The organism is Rhodonellum sp., from assembly GCF_030656585.1.
GTDB lineage: Bacteria > Bacteroidota > Bacteroidia > Cytophagales > Cyclobacteriaceae > Rhodonellum > Rhodonellum psychrophilum.
Genome location: NZ_JAUSPP010000003.1, coordinates 43,252 through 57,145 on the forward strand (window position 1 = coordinate 43,252; position 13,894 = coordinate 57,145).

General features: G+C 41.8%; 12 protein-coding genes. 5 read left to right on the top strand and 7 right to left on the bottom strand.

Going from position 1 to position 13,894, the window contains the following annotated elements; translation table 11 throughout:
• Nucleotides 1-24: 24 nt before the first annotated feature.
• Together Q7J63_RS00295 and Q7J63_RS00300 are read right to left on the bottom strand one after the other, a co-directional pair.
• Entirely contained in the window at nucleotides 25-198 is a 174-nt protein-coding gene (locus Q7J63_RS00295; protein ID WP_019599500.1) for a histone H1-like protein, read from the bottom strand.
• A 100-nt stretch (nucleotides 199-298) separates the two neighbouring features.
• Nucleotides 299-1,549 carry an aminotransferase class I/II-fold pyridoxal phosphate-dependent enzyme gene (locus Q7J63_RS00300; protein WP_026333808.1) on the bottom strand — a complete coding sequence of 417 codons (1,251 nt, stop codon included), beginning with the start codon at nucleotides 1,547-1,549 and terminating at the stop codon, nucleotides 299-301.
• A gap of 186 nt (nucleotides 1,550-1,735) precedes the next feature.
• Here Q7J63_RS00300 and accC point away from each other — a divergent pair, with 186 nt between their 5' ends.
• The 3 genes from accC to Q7J63_RS00315 are packed head-to-tail and all read left to right on the top strand — an operon-like array spanning nucleotide 1,736 to nucleotide 5,116.
• Nucleotides 1,736-3,238, top strand: coding sequence for an acetyl-CoA carboxylase biotin carboxylase subunit (accC, locus tag Q7J63_RS00305; RefSeq protein ID WP_304883494.1), 1,503 nt, complete (start codon nucleotides 1,736-1,738; stop codon nucleotides 3,236-3,238).
• The gene (locus Q7J63_RS00310) at nucleotides 3,238-4,551 is read left to right on the top strand and encodes a DUF1015 domain-containing protein (RefSeq protein ID WP_304883502.1); all 1,314 of its coding nucleotides are present in this window, start codon (nucleotides 3,238-3,240) and stop codon (nucleotides 4,549-4,551) included. The genes accC and Q7J63_RS00310 overlap by 1 nt, the downstream gene beginning before the upstream one ends.
• Entirely contained in the window at nucleotides 4,535-5,116 is a 582-nt protein-coding gene (locus Q7J63_RS00315) for a Maf family nucleotide pyrophosphatase (RefSeq protein WP_304883495.1), read from the top strand. Before Q7J63_RS00310 ends, Q7J63_RS00315 begins: the two co-directional genes overlap by 17 nt.
• A 305-nt stretch (nucleotides 5,117-5,421) precedes the next feature.
• On the opposite strand, the gene Q7J63_RS00320 is transcribed toward Q7J63_RS00315, so the two are convergent.
• The 3 genes from Q7J63_RS00320 to sdaAB are packed head-to-tail and all read right to left on the bottom strand — an operon-like array spanning nucleotide 5,422 to nucleotide 8,768.
• The gene (locus Q7J63_RS00320; protein WP_304883496.1) at nucleotides 5,422-6,732 is read right to left on the bottom strand and encodes an efflux RND transporter periplasmic adaptor subunit; all 1,311 of its coding nucleotides are present in this window, start codon (nucleotides 6,730-6,732) and stop codon (nucleotides 5,422-5,424) included.
• Nucleotides 6,733-6,741: 9 nt separating this feature from the next.
• Nucleotides 6,742-8,088 carry a TolC family protein gene (locus Q7J63_RS00325; protein ID WP_304883497.1) on the bottom strand — a complete coding sequence of 449 codons (1,347 nt, stop codon included), beginning with the start codon at nucleotides 8,086-8,088 and terminating at the stop codon, nucleotides 6,742-6,744.
• Between the two features lie 2 nt (nucleotides 8,089-8,090).
• On the bottom strand, nucleotides 8,091-8,768 hold the full coding sequence (gene sdaAB, locus Q7J63_RS00330; RefSeq protein WP_304883498.1) for an L-serine ammonia-lyase, iron-sulfur-dependent subunit beta: 678 nt from the start codon (nucleotides 8,766-8,768) through the stop codon (nucleotides 8,091-8,093).
• Between the two features lie 155 nt (nucleotides 8,769-8,923).
• On the opposite strand from sdaAB, the gene Q7J63_RS00335 reads away from it, so the two are divergent.
• Nucleotides 8,924-9,757, top strand: coding sequence for an aminotransferase class IV (locus Q7J63_RS00335; protein ID WP_304883499.1), 834 nt, complete (start codon nucleotides 8,924-8,926; stop codon nucleotides 9,755-9,757).
• Between the two features lie 239 nt (nucleotides 9,758-9,996).
• Here the strand turns inward: Q7J63_RS00335 and Q7J63_RS00340 are convergent, their stop codons facing one another.
• On the bottom strand, nucleotides 9,997-10,791 hold the full coding sequence (locus Q7J63_RS00340; protein WP_019599489.1) for a thymidylate synthase: 795 nt from the start codon (nucleotides 10,789-10,791) through the stop codon (nucleotides 9,997-9,999).
• 228 nt (nucleotides 10,792-11,019) lie between these two features.
• On the opposite strand from Q7J63_RS00340, the gene Q7J63_RS00345 reads away from it, so the two are divergent.
• Nucleotides 11,020-13,293: an RND family transporter gene (locus tag Q7J63_RS00345; protein ID WP_304883500.1), complete on the top strand. Its 2,274-nt coding sequence runs from the start codon at nucleotides 11,020-11,022 to the stop codon at nucleotides 13,291-13,293.
• On the opposite strand, the gene Q7J63_RS00350 is transcribed toward Q7J63_RS00345, so the two are convergent.
• On the bottom strand, nucleotides 13,278-13,894 hold a 617-nt coding region (locus Q7J63_RS00350), incomplete at its 5' end, for an endonuclease/exonuclease/phosphatase family protein (protein WP_304883501.1). The genes Q7J63_RS00345 and Q7J63_RS00350 overlap by 16 nt on opposite strands.

Sequence of the window (13,894 nt, forward strand, 5' to 3'; positions counted from 1 at the left end):
CCGATGGTCACCTTTTTTTTATTATTAGGTATTTTTCTTGTCCTGGACTTCCTTACGGATTTCCTGCGCCAAATTTTTAAGGTCTTGCATTCCTTTTCTTACTCTTGTACCGGCTGCTTGATTGTTCTTCTCATAGAATTTCTCGAAGTCATCTTCAAGGCCCATTACAAGGTCTTTAATTTCACTGAATTTGCTCATAATAAAAATTAATTTTAAGGTTGATGATAAGTTTAATTTCCCGTTGAATATAGTTAAAATGTTTATAAAACAACAGAATAACGGCATTTTTCAATTTTTTTTATTCTCCAAACGACACTGCAAGCTCTGAAGTTCTATAAAATCCGCTGGTCAACTTTTCCTTTACTGCTTCGAAAGCAACAATAGTTTCAGCAACATCTTCCAAAGAATGAACTGCGGTCGGAATTAATCTTAAGATAATCATGCCCTTAGGGATTACTGGGTAAATCACCACAGAACAAAATATGTTGTAATTTTCTCTCAGGTCTTTACTTAAGGTTGCGGCTTCACCTACAGTGCCATTCAAGACGACTGGAGTCACTGGAGAATTTGATTTCCCGATACTAAAGCCCTTTTCGATCAATCCGGATTTCAAAGCCCTTACGATTTTCCAAAGGTTTTCCTTCAATTCAGGCTGGGTTCTGAGCATTTCAAGTCTCTTCAAAGCACCCTCCACCAATAGCATGGGAAGCGACTTTGCATAGATTTGCGAACGCATGTTGTACTTTAGATAAAGGATCACATTGGCATCACCTGCAATAAAGGCGCCAATAGAGGCCATTGACTTTGCAAATGTGGAGAAATAAAGGTCAATTCCATCCTGAATCTCTTGTTCCTCGCCAGTGCCAGCTCCCGTTTTTCCCATAGTACCGAAGCCATGTGCGTCGTCCACCAAAAATCTAAAATCATATTTTTCTTTCAGTTTTACGATTTCGGCAAGTTTTCCCTGATCTCCGGTCATTCCAAAAACACCCTCGGTGATGACCAAAATCCCACCGCCAGTCTCTTCGGCTAGTTTTGTCGCTCTTTGCAGCTGCTTTTCGCAACTTTCGATATCATTGTGGGGAAACACATAGCGCTTGCCCAAATGCATCCTCAAGGCATCTATGATGCAAGCATGACATTCACTGTCATACACGACGACGTCCTTTCGGTCAAGAAGGGAATCGATCACTGACATAATACCTTGATAGCCGTAATTGAGCAGGTAAGACTTTTCTTTTCCGACAAAATCAGCCAATTCGGTTTCGAGTTGCTCATGTAGATCTGTTTGACCAGACATCATCCTGGCACCCATAGGGTAGGCAGCACCCCATTTCGCGGCTGCATCAGCATCAGCTTTTCTCACCTCGGGGTGATTGGCAAGGCCAAGATAATTATTGAGACTCCAAGTCAATACTTCTTTCCCCTTGAACTTCATTCTTGGAGAAATTTCCCCTTCTAATTTAGGGAAAGTGAAATATCCCTCTGATAATTCCGAATGCTTGCCCAATGGGCCAAGGTTGGTTTGCAATTTTTTGAATAAATCCAAAGCTTTAAAACGTTTATGTTTTATATTTTTTTTTAATACTAAAATCTCCCACTAAAACAGCCAAAAGTAATACTTTTTGATCAACGGTGCAATATTCCCTGTCCATTTCAGAAATTCTTTCGGATACTGGGTTAATTTTATTTAATTCGTACGAAACAATGTTTTAGGAAAGGTATAAACCCAAGTATGAAAAAAATAAAAAAGCTTTTGGTGGCCAACCGTGGTGAAATTAGCCTCAGGATCATGCGGACGGCCAAGGAAATGGGAATTAAAACGGTTGCAGTTTACAGTGAAGCCGATAGAGATGCCCCTCATGTCAAATTCGCCGATGAAGCAGTTTGTCTGGGACCACCTGCTTCCGCGCAATCCTACCTTTTGGGAGACAAAATCATAGCGGTATGCAAATCTCTCCAGGTAGATGCCATTCATCCCGGGTATGGATTTCTATCCGAAAATGCGGATTTTGCCAGAAAAGTGACCAATGCAGGAATCATTTTCGTTGGGCCATCTCCCGAATCCATTGAGGTGATGGGGAGCAAATTGGCAGCAAAAAGCACTGTTTCCCAATATGACATTCCCATGGTGCCGGGCACAGACGAGGCGATTTCCGATATTCCAGCAGCCAAAGAACGTGCATTCGAAATCGGTTATCCCATATTGATCAAAGCCAGCGCAGGCGGTGGAGGGAAAGGAATGCGTGTAGTCGAGAATGAAGGGGAATTCGAAGACCAGATGCACCGAGCCATTTCTGAAGCACAGTCTTCTTTCGGAGACGGAGCCGTATTTATCGAAAAATACATCACCTCTCCAAAACATATTGAAATCCAGGTTCTGGGAGATCAACATGGGAACATCGTTCACTTATTCGAAAGGGAGTGTTCTGTCCAAAGGCGCCATCAGAAAATTATAGAGGAGGCACCTTCCGCTGTTGTTTCTCCGGAAATGAGAAAAGCCATGGGAGAGGCTGCAGTCCAAGTGGCCAGATCCTGTAATTATTATGGTGCTGGGACGGTTGAGTTCATTGTTGACGAACAATTGAAATTCTATTTCCTTGAAATGAATACCCGTCTTCAGGTCGAGCATCCAGTGACAGAGATGATCACAGGCAAAGACTTGGTCAAAGAACAGATCCTGATCGCCGAAGGGTATCCTTTGTCCTTCACCCAAGAAGACCTCCATATCCATGGACATGCGATAGAAGTCAGGGTGTATGCCGAAGATCCAAGGAATAATTTCTTGCCAGACATTGGAAGACTTGAAACCTATATCCGTCCCCAGGGACCTGGAATTCGGGTTGACGATGGTTTTGAGCAGGGGATGGATATTCCGATCTACTACGATCCCATGATCGCAAAGCTCGTCACACATGATGAGAGTCGGGAGAAAGCGATTGAAAGAATGATCAGAGCGATCGAAGAATACAAAATCACCGGAATAGAAACGACTTTGGCTTTTTGCAGTTTTGTGCTTCAGCATGAGAAATTCAAAAGCGGGGATTTCGACACTAAGTTTGTTGAAAAATATTTCACACCTGAAAAACTCAATCCTATATTCTCCGATCAAGAACTCTCCTTGTTGGCGGCCTTTGCTGTGGATAGGTTTGAAAAAAAGAAAAAAAGCCTTAGAATGGTGAATTCCCAAAATGGTGATGTCCAGAAATCTTCGAATTGGAAAAACAGATTGATCTGATGGCGGAGATATTACCGATTAAAGGTTGGAGATACCATGAAAGGTTTACCGACAGGATTGAGGAATTGACATCTCCTTTGTTTGATGTGGTTTCCAAGCTCCAAAGGGAGGCACTTTATGAAAATCCCTATAACAGTATCCACTTGTCCGTTCCATTGGGGGAAGAACCCGCTTTGCATGCAAAAGAGGTTCTTCTTGATTGGAAGACAAAGGGGGTTATCGTCCAGGATCAGCTTCCTGGTATTTATGTGTATTATCAGTATTTCAGATTGCCTGGCGAAGAAAAGGAAAGTTGCCGAAAGGGTTTTATTGCCCAGACCAAGGCCTGCGATTGGGAAGAGAAAATCGTGCTCAGGCACGAAGATACCATCCCAAAAGCTGTCAATGATAGGATAGAATTGCTCAAAGCCACCCAGTTTCAGGCGAGTCCCACCCATGGCTTGTATGAGGACCCACTTCACCAGTTGGAACCTTATATGGACAAAGCCATAGAGGATCCCATTTATGACTTTGATGACTATCAAGGGGTAAGGGAAGTTTTAGGTGTGATCCATGATGCGGAAATTATCAAGGAATTTATGCAGGTGATCGGAGAGAGGCAGATTATTCTCGCAGATGGTCATCACCGTTTTGAAGGAGCCATAGCATATAGAAAAGAGATGGCCTCAAACAATCCGGATCATTCGGGTAGCGAAGGGTATAATTTTCACATGATGTACTTGACCAACGCCCATTCCAAAGACCTTAGGATTTTGCCTACGCACAGGATCTTTTCCCAGATTGAAATGGAGGAAACTGAAATATTGGAAAAATTACGCCCATGGTTTATTATCAAAAAGCTCAATGATGTAGGTGAAATTGAGGAATTGATCCTTCAAAAGAAATGGGCTTTTGGCTTGGTTTTTTCAAAGAATGCCTATAAAATCCGCTTGATCCCCGAAAAAATAAATGAAATGCCAGACCGCTTTCCTTCAACCGTAAGGGAACTGGATTTGATGATCATTCATTATTTTCTGGTGGATAAAGTGCTTGGGATACCTTTGGAAGAACAGCGGTACTCCAATCAAATTGAATACGAAAGAAATTTGAGACGGTGCTTGGGTAAAGTCAATTCAGGGGAGGCTTCTTTTTCCGTGATCACTAAGGAAGTGGCCATGACCCAAGTTTTGGACGTCTGCAAAAGCGGTCAAACCATGCCTCAAAAATCCACGTACTTCTATCCAAAATCTCTTTCAGGGTTGCTTTTTGCATCCATTGAGGAATCTGAGTTTAAATTTCCTTATCAAGTATTTCAAAATGATACCATTGATTGATAAAAAAATAATATTGGCCTCCAAATCACCCCGAAGAAGTGAGCTTTTAAGAGGGCTTGGGCTGGAGTTTGTAATAAAAACAAAGGACACCGAGGAAGATTTCCCTTCAGAAATGCCTGTTGGGGAAGTAGCTGGGTTTTTGTCGGAGAAAAAAGCCCTGGCTTTTGCGGAAGAATTGCAGGAAGGTGAGTTGGTCATTGCAGCGGACACGATCGTTGTCTTGGGGAATGAAATCTTGGGCAAACCCGCAGATGCGAAAGGAGCATTCGAGATGCTGACAGCACTCTCAAACAGGACCCATGAGGTCATTACCGGGGTTACTTTGATGGATAAGGAGAGAATTCTTACTTTTCAGGACATTGCAAAAGTGTATTTCAAGCCAATCACGGAACTTGAGATCCAATATTATATCGAAAAATACAAACCCTTCGATAAAGCGGGTGCTTACGGCATACAGGAGTGGATTGGTTTTGTAGCGGTTGATAAGATCGAAGGTTCTTATTACACAGTGATGGGATTGCCAGTCCACAGGGTTTACAAAGAACTTAGCCTTTGGGGACAATAGAATGCCGAATCCCCTTTGGGGGCTGTTGGATAGTTGTTCTATAATTCCCATGTTGGACATGTCCTGAATAACTGGGACGATTTAGAATCTAAAAAGTCCGAAATACGGATTTGGCAACACCTATTTTCCTTCTTTAGGTTTGTTTGAAACGCAGCTTTGCGGTTTTTTTCAAATAAAAAGGATTACAAAGCCAAAAAAAGAATCCAAGACAATCGTCTTGGATTCTTTTTTTGGCTGGATTTTGAATGATAAGACAACAAAATACATTGATTTTGAGCCTTTAAGTCCACTTTTTATATAAGTGATCAGTCTTTCTTTTCAACCTCCTTTGGTTTTTCTACCTTGATAGGGTCATTGTCTTTGATTTGTTTGCTGACAATAAAATAGGGTCCTGAAATGACTTCCTCGCCTTCCGCAATTCCTTCAAGCACTTCAATATTGTCAAAATCGGAAATTCCGGTTTTGATTTCTTTCATCTTTGCTCTTCCGTTTTCAACCACAAAAATCAATTCTTTTGATTTGGTAATACCGCCCTCAGCCTCTGTTTTTTGATCCTCTCTTGTGGTGACTGCAGCCAGGGGGACAGAAAGGATATTGTTCTTTTTCTGTGTAATGATATCGACACTAGCGGTCATTCCTGGTCTAAATGGATATTTGTTTTTTTCAGTGATGAGGTCTGTATAGGACTCATTAAGAATTCTGATTTTTACCTCAAACTCCGTCACAGCATCCTGGCTGGCTTTTGTGTTTGCCGAATTGGCTATGGATGTTACAATTCCCGTGAATTTCTTGGCAGAAGAAGAATAGGAGTCCACATCAATGACAGTGGTATCCCCCAAGCTAATTCTGATAATGTCGTTTTCATTGACATTTACCCGTACTTCCATTCTGGTAAGGTCAGCCAACCTCAACATTTCTGTTCCGGCCATCTGTTGTGTTCCAACTACCCTTTCTCCTTTTTCAACCAAAAGTTTTGAAACCACACCATTCATGGGAGCATAAACATTGGTAAGTCGAAGATTTTCTGATGCCTCGTTGACGGTAGCCTGCGAACTTTTCACGATGTATTCCGCCGCCAAAACGGATTGCTGGGCAGCATCGAGATCGTTTTGGGCAGTCAGGAAATTTGACTGGATTTGTTCAAAATCCGAGTCTGAAATAACCTTGTCCTTGTGCAGTTTCTCGTTTCTTTTGAACTCCAAATCGGCTCTTGTGAATTGAGCTTCAGACCGCTTTAGGTTGGCTTTGGCCTGCGCCATGTTAGCCATTTGTTGGTTGAGGTTTGCCCGGCTTCTGTCCAAGGCAGAGATAAAATTGTCTGGTCGGATTTTCACCAAAAGGTCTCCGGCCTTCACCGAATCGCCTTCCATTACATTGAGGGTGATGATTTCACCCGCCACATCAGGACTCATTTTTACTTCGGTTTCTGGTTCTACCACACCCGAGGCACTGACTTTTTCGATGATACTTGCTTTTTTCGCCTTTGCGGTTTCTACACTAATCTCTTTTTCACCACCTATCCAACCGGCTGATCTTCCGATAACCGCAAAAAGGATGACAATTACTACTACCCCTAAAAGGATGTAAATGAGTTTGTTGGACTTTTTCTTAGCCATGATTGTAAATTATAAATTAAGGGGATTACCCAGGTAAAAATCTAGAACTTTTACTCTAAAGATATAGGTGTATTTTGATGTGATCAAATCTGCCTGCGCATTGAACAAATTGTTTTGGGCAATCTGGAAATCCACGGAATTGATAGCGCCGGCATCAAATCTCTGTTGCGCAATACGGAACGATTCCTGTAAAGAGGAAACTCTTACCTGTGAGGCTTGGTAAGACTGCCTAGAGGCATATGCACCGGTGTAAGCAGTTTCAATGTCCTGACGCAATAAGTTTTTGGTCTCTGTTTGTTGGATTTCGCTTAGGTTCTTTTGCAATCTGGCGCGCTGTAATCCTGCTCTGTTTCTAAAGTTTGAAAATAAAGGGATATTGAGCTGGATGTTTGCCGCCTGTGAAAGATTATTTTCGATTTGGGTACTGAAAGAAGGGATATCAAATCCTGGAATTGCCTGATCTACATAGTTGGAGAAGATATTGGCACCGATTCCTAATGTAGGTAAAAAAGCACCCTTTGCAATTCTGATTCCATATTCTGCACTTTCCAAGTTTAACTCGGCAGCCTTAATTTGTGGCATGGTTTCCAATGCAACAGAGAAAATCTCATTCACATTATTTTCTGGAACATCGAAGGACTCGGCCTCCAATTCCGGGGAGATGACATCTAGGTCTTCATCAAAGGGGATCTGTAGGGCTTGGGCCAAGTTCAGTTTGGAGATCCTAAGGTTATTCGTCGCATTGATGACTTCCAATTGATTGGTCGCATTCTGCGATTCCAGATCCAATCTATTTGCCAAGGGAAGTGAGCCCGCATCCACCAATTTGGAAGTGATCGACAACTGCTCCTTTGTAGAATTCAATTGGTTTTCAGCGATTTTCAATTGCTCTTTTCCAAAAACCACATTGATGAACAGATTGATTACGTTCAGGGAAATGTCGTTTTCTGTTGCCAAAACATCGAACTTGGCAGCTTCAATGTTTACTTTGGATTGCCTGACACTGTTGTTGATCTGCTGGCCAGCAAAAAGCGTTAGATTGGAATTGGCGAATAAGTTAATGTTACCAATCCTGTTGTTTTCAAAAAGGTTGGTCACAGGGTTGATGGATCTTCCCCATCGGTAACCTGAGCTTGCCCCGGTATTCAGTGAAGGCAGCCTTTGACCTTGACTTTCCAAAAGATTGGCTTCAGAAATACCTAAATTAATCTGACTTCGCTTCAGGGTAAGGTTGTTTTCCAAAGCTACCTCAATGCAGGTTTCGAGGTCCAATGCTGTGATGTTTATTTCTTGCGCTTCGGCCTTGATGCCAAAAAAAAGAAATAAGAGGGAACAATAAAAGTAGTTTTTCTTCATTTTTATAAATCAATTTCAGGAATGTAAATCAATTCTTTGATCCAGGGCAAGCTTTTAAGGTAAGTGATCGTGATGGGATTGAGGCCAGAATCCATTTCGATAACATGACATGCCACATCATGTTTTCCTTTCCGGGACACCGACATCGTGGCGATGTTTGTTTTTTCTTGGGCAATCACACTGGAGATAAAGGCAATCGCACCGGACTCATCTTTGGCCTTGATGATCAAGGTATGGGACTGTGCCGAAAAATTAGCCGAAAATCCATCCAATTCTGCGATATTGATCAGTCCCCCGCCCAAACTTTCGCCAATGATTTCTACTTTCTGTTCCCCTTTGGTCAGGGATAATTTAATGGTGTTGGGGTGATAGACCGAGGCATTTCCAATTGACTTAAAATTATAAGTCAAACCAAACTCTTTGGCCAGGTCCAAAGCTTGTTTGATCCTTGGGTCATCGGTTTTGAAATCCAGCAAACCCCCAATGATGGCCCTGTCACTGCTGTGGCCCTCATAAGTTCTCGCAAAAGAATTGTAGAAAGTGATTTCGGCATGATCTGGCTTTCCCCCGAGAACCCTTATGGCTGACCTTGCTATCCTGACTACGCCCGCGGTGTGAGAAGAAGAGGGGCCTATCATAATAGGTCCTATCATATCAAATACACTGCTTTTTCCGCCCATAGCTTAAAATTATTTCAATTATGGTGCTAAAGTAACAATTTTAATATCAACAGATTAGTTTTTAGCCCTTGATTTGCAAATTAAGGACTATTATTTAGATAATTTAAGTAAATTTAAATGCATGATAGGAATACATATTTAATTTATGTTCAATAATGAACAATACAATGTTCGGTTTTGAGTCAATCGTTTGGTTTAAAGAAAAAGGGAATCCTTGGATTCAAGAAACTCCCCAGATGCTGAATCGGGGATTTTTATTTGGGGATGGATTGTTTGAGACCATGGCTTTTTTGAGAGGAAAAATCCGGTTTTCCGAAATGCACTGGGAAAGGTTGACAGAAGGCTGTGGGACTTTGGGATTGGACAGCTCCACACTTACTTCCATTCCTGAATTGGAAAAACTGCTTGCCGAAAAATTTGGAACGGTCACCGATTTAAGAATTAGATGGAATGTGTTTAGAAATGGTTTGGGAAAATACACACCTGAAACCGACATGATTTCTGAGGTTCTCCAGATTCAGGCCTTCGCCCTTCCGGTTAAAATCAAAAAAAATGGATACATCAGCGATTCCATCCAGGTACCCTTTTCCCCTTGGAGTCATTGCAAAACCCTGAATGCGCTCACTTATGTAATGGCCAACAGGGAACGGCGGCAGAAAGAAATGGATGAAGTGATTTTACTCTCCACCGATGGATTCGTTTCAGAAGCTGGTGCTGCCAATGTTTTTTGGCTGAAAAATCACCGGTTTTATACACCATCCCTTGCTTGTGGGGGTATTGCAGGGGTCGCGAGAAAAATCATCCTGAATAAGTTGAATGCACTTCAAATCCCCATTGTTGTGGACGCATTTAGGCCTGAAGCGATCCTGGAAGCTGATAAAGTATTCACCAGCAATGTAACTGGCATAAGTTATTTGGAGAGGATTGGAGATTCCGTGTTTGAGGTAAGTCCTATCGATTTTTTGGAAAGCTTATTTGGCCAGCCTTAAACCCGAAATATGGATTCCGTTTCTTAATGAGATGGAAATTGAAAGAAAATCAGACTGTTTTGAAAATGAAGGACTGATGCCAATATGGTGAAGTCAAAATTTGTAAACAAATGACTGATTCACAATTCAATTTCAGTCTGAAATTGAATTGTGAATGCATAACAGGGTTTGAATTTTGAAATTTGGATATTGTGAATGTATTTCTTGGATTAACTCAGGTTATCAAAAACTACTGAGGATCACACAGCAACGGCGGCTTTGATATGTGGATGCGGGTCGTAATTGGTCAACTCGAAATCTTCTATTTTGAAAGATAAAATGTCTTTCACCTCAGGATTTATTTTCATTGTAGGCAAAGGCTTCGGTTCCCGGCTGAGTTGTAGATTTGTTTGCTCCAAATGGTTGCTGTAAAGGTGGGCATCTCCAAAAGTATGGACAAACTCACCTGCTTCCAGACCACAAACCTGGGCGACCATCATCGTGAATAGCGCATAAGAGGCGATGTTAAAAGGGACCCCAAGAAATACGTCCGCACTTCTTTGGTAAAGCTGACAGGAAAGTTTACCCTCTGCCACATAAAACTGAAACAACAAGTGGCAGGGTGGAAGTGCCATTTGGTCGACGTCAGCAACATTCCAAGCACTGACAATTAATCTTCTGCTATCGGGTTTGGTCTTGATTTGGTGGATCAGGTTTTTGATTTGGTCGATTTCCCCTCCCTTTCCATCTGGCCAATGTCTCCACTGATAGCCGTAAACGGGGCCCAAATCCCCATTTTCATCTGCCCACTCGTTCCAAATCGAGACCTTGTTATCGGTGAGGTACTGAATATTGGTATCCCCGCTCAGAAACCACAGCAATTCATGGATGATAGATCTCAGATGGCATTTTTTGGTGGTGATCAGCGGAAATCCATCTTGAAGGTTGAACCGCATTTGGTATCCGAAGACACTGATTGTCCCTGTTCCGGTACGGTCCTCTTTTTTCACACCATTTTCCAAAATGTGCTGCATCAAATCATGGTATTGCTTCATAGCGATTGGGGTTTTGAAGGTCGAAAGATAAAAAGTTTGGCGTTCAAATGGAAGATGATTTTCACATATTGGTCAATAAGTACGATTTGGAAAAGAGGGAATTCCGACTTTGGGGATTTTCAGGATATACCGACTTAAAACATTGCTTCAAATTTCACTAATGAAATACATTGTCGAAGATGTGCCAAAACAATTTCTTTATTTTCCAGTATATTTCCACAAAAAAGTATGTTTGAAAAAAAGACGGCTTTTTGGGGATTGGGATTATCGGCGGTTATTTCGCTGATGCTGTTGCTTCTCAGGCCCCAACTGCTTTTTGATTATGATTTTGAGAGTTTTTTCCCTTCGGATGATCCTGAGCTTGCCTTTTACCAGGATTTCAGGGAGCGATTTGAAAATGACAATGACTATTTGCTGATTGCCCTCGGCAACTCTTCCGGCATATTTGAAAAGGGTTTTTTGGAGAATGCCTCTCTGTTTCAATCCGAACTCAAAAAACTTGAATTTGCAGAAAGGGTCATCTCCATTTTAGATCTGGAAGAATCCATTATCAATCCTTTTGGGATAGTGAAAAGAAAGGTGCTGGATTGGTCCGATCCACTGACGCTCAGCACCACTTCTGAAAGGGTATTGAAGGATCCCCAATTTTCCGAAAACTTAATTAGTAAGGACGGGGACTACTTGCTGATAATTTTAAAAAACAAACAGTTGATCACCAAAGAGGAGGGGGATCAGCTATATGGCTCGGTCAAGCAATTACTTGAAAATTCCGGTATTGAAACGTACTATTCAGCAGGTAAAATCAAGGCGCAAGGGGAGTTTGTGAGCCTTCTCCAAGCCGAATTTGCTTTTTTTCTCGGGATTTCATTCCTCCTCATCATCGTGGTTTTATACCTTATCTTTAGGACATGGTGGGGAATACTTGTGCCTGTTTTTGTCTTGGCGACGGGAATTGCCTGGACCACTGCCATCATGATGTTGCTCGGAAAACCACTTGACATCATGTCGGTCATGCAGCCCACAATATTGTTGGTCGTAGGATTGAGCGCAATGGTGCATTATCTCACTTTCTACTTGACCCAATTGCGGAATGGCTTACCCAAAGACAAAGCCATTCACGCCACTTTTTCTGGTCTTTTCCTGGCAATTTTCTTGACATTTTTAACGACTTCACTTGGCTTTTTTTCTTTGTATGCCACCTCTGCCGTGAGTCTGAAGATGTTTGGGCTATTCACGGGCCTTGGGGTTTTGCTGATGTTTTTGAGTGTGGTCTTGATCACTCCTGGATTGTTGTATCTGTTGGGTCCGCTTTCTTCGGTGTCCAGAGACAAGTGGGTTGAAAATTGGAGGATTGGTCTTAGGATAAGTTTACTCCTGACCCTTGCCAACAGGAAATTGGTGGTGATCGGATTTGCACTGGTTTCGGTCCTCTCTCTGATTGGCATTTCCCAGCTTCAAATCAATGGCTATCTCTTGGATAATCTTCCCCGAGACCATGAATTGGTGGAGGAGTTTAATTTTTTTGACCGCCAGTTTGGTGGATCCAAACCTTTGGAGATTTCCCTTGAAGTTGGCAAAAAGGCAAAAACTCTTTTGGATCGGGAAGTTTTGGAGGAGATTGTGGTGTTGGAAACCTTTTTGCACGATAAATTTTCCGTGGGAACCATAATTTCCCCACTTACGCTTGTCAAAAACATAAATAAAGCCCTAAATGGTGGGAATGTGAATGCATTCCGCTTGCCCAGTCCGGGTCAAATGTTGCTGATATCGTCCAATGTGGAGATGGCCTTGGAAAAGGCGGGCCTAAAATTATTGTCTGAAGACAGGAAATCGGGACGTTTGTCTTCAAGAACTTCCGATGAGGGAAGTTTAAAGAGCAGTATTTTAAAAAAAGAATTGGAAGATTTTTTGAAATCTGAAATCAACAGCGATTTACTGAAAGTCAAACTTACCGGAACCTCGATTCTTATAGACAAAAGTCATGAGACGATCACCCATCAGATGGCAAAGGGCTTGGGAATTGCTTTTGTTTTGGTCGGTTTGGTCATTGGTTTTCTGTTCAGGTCCTGGAGAATTTCCTTACTGGTGCTCCTGCCCAATGTGATACCATTGCTTTGGATGTGTGGCGTGATGTGGCTTTTGGGGATTGAACTCAAGTTGACCACTGCCATCGTTTTCACGGTGGCCTTTGGGATAGCTGTCGATGACAGTATCCATTTTATGACAAAACTTCAGAGTGAATTGAAAAAGGGAAAGTCATTGCTCTATGCGATCAAAAGGACGTATTTGGAAACAGGGAAGGCTATAATATTGACGACGCTCATCCTTGTTTCCGGTTTTTCAATTTTGATTTTCAGCGATTTTGGGGTGACCTATTTGGCAGGTCTTCTCATCAGTATGGCCCTTGTTTTTGCTTTGCTTTCGGATTTGTTGTTGCTTCCGATCTTGCTTTTTCCTATGAAGAAAATTTTTGATTCAAAAATCAATCAATCCTCCAATTGAATTTCTTTACTCAATTTATTTGGCCAGGAGAAAGTTGCAGATATTGGATAATGATCTGAATAATCTACCTCTCGATGGGTTTTAAAATGTTCGATTTGTAGATCTGAGTCATAAAAGATATTGTCAATTCTAAGGAAAAAAAGAACCTTATTGTAAGTAAATCCAAATCCCTTACCGGCATCTTCAAAAGCGTTTCGCATTATTTTCCTCAGGCTGAAATAGGTGTAGCTGTACGGAACGTCATTGAAATCGCCCATCAAAAGATTTATATATGGGCTGTTTTCCATGTGTTCCATCAAAACTCCCAATTGCGTAGCTCTGATGACTTGTCCATTTTTTAGTTTGCTGAGTGTTTCTCTGTAGTTTTCTTTGATCCCTTCAATGTTATTCAAACCTTCGGAAGGGATGTTCATGGATTCGAGGTGGGCATTGTAGATGCGGATGGTATCTTTATTGACCTTGATATCTGCGAATATCACCCCGTTGTTTCTTCTGGTTTCGAACACCCGACCTTCATTGATGATGGGATATCTACTGAAGATGGCCATTCCATAAGACCTTTTGGAAGGAATTCCCTCGATTGTTTGATAGGAATATTCAT

Excerpts from the sequence above, each read along its gene's own strand:
- accC (WP_304883494.1), top strand. The coding sequence starts at position 1,736 with ATGAAAAAAATAAAAAAGCTTTTGGTGGCCAACCGTGGTGAAATTAGC.
- Q7J63_RS00295 (WP_019599500.1), bottom strand. The coding sequence starts at position 198 with ATGAGCAAATTCAGTGAAATTAAAGACCTTGTAATGGGCCTTGAAGAT.
- Q7J63_RS00340 (WP_019599489.1), bottom strand. The coding sequence starts at position 10,791 with ATGAAGCAATACCATGATTTGATGCAGCACATTTTGGAAAATGGTGTG.
- Q7J63_RS00320 (WP_304883496.1), bottom strand. The coding sequence starts at position 6,732 with ATGGCTAAGAAAAAGTCCAACAAACTCATTTACATCCTTTTAGGGGTA.
- Q7J63_RS00335 (WP_304883499.1), top strand. The coding sequence starts at position 8,924 with ATGAACAATACAATGTTCGGTTTTGAGTCAATCGTTTGGTTTAAAGAA.
- Q7J63_RS00315 (WP_304883495.1), top strand. The coding sequence starts at position 4,535 with ATGATACCATTGATTGATAAAAAAATAATATTGGCCTCCAAATCACCC.
- Q7J63_RS00345 (WP_304883500.1), top strand. The coding sequence starts at position 11,020 with ATGTTTGAAAAAAAGACGGCTTTTTGGGGATTGGGATTATCGGCGGTT.
- Q7J63_RS00325 (WP_304883497.1), bottom strand. The coding sequence starts at position 8,088 with ATGAAGAAAAACTACTTTTATTGTTCCCTCTTATTTCTTTTTTTTGGC.
- sdaAB (WP_304883498.1), bottom strand. The coding sequence starts at position 8,768 with ATGGGCGGAAAAAGCAGTGTATTTGATATGATAGGACCTATTATGATA.
- Q7J63_RS00310 (WP_304883502.1), top strand. The coding sequence starts at position 3,238 with ATGGCGGAGATATTACCGATTAAAGGTTGGAGATACCATGAAAGGTTT.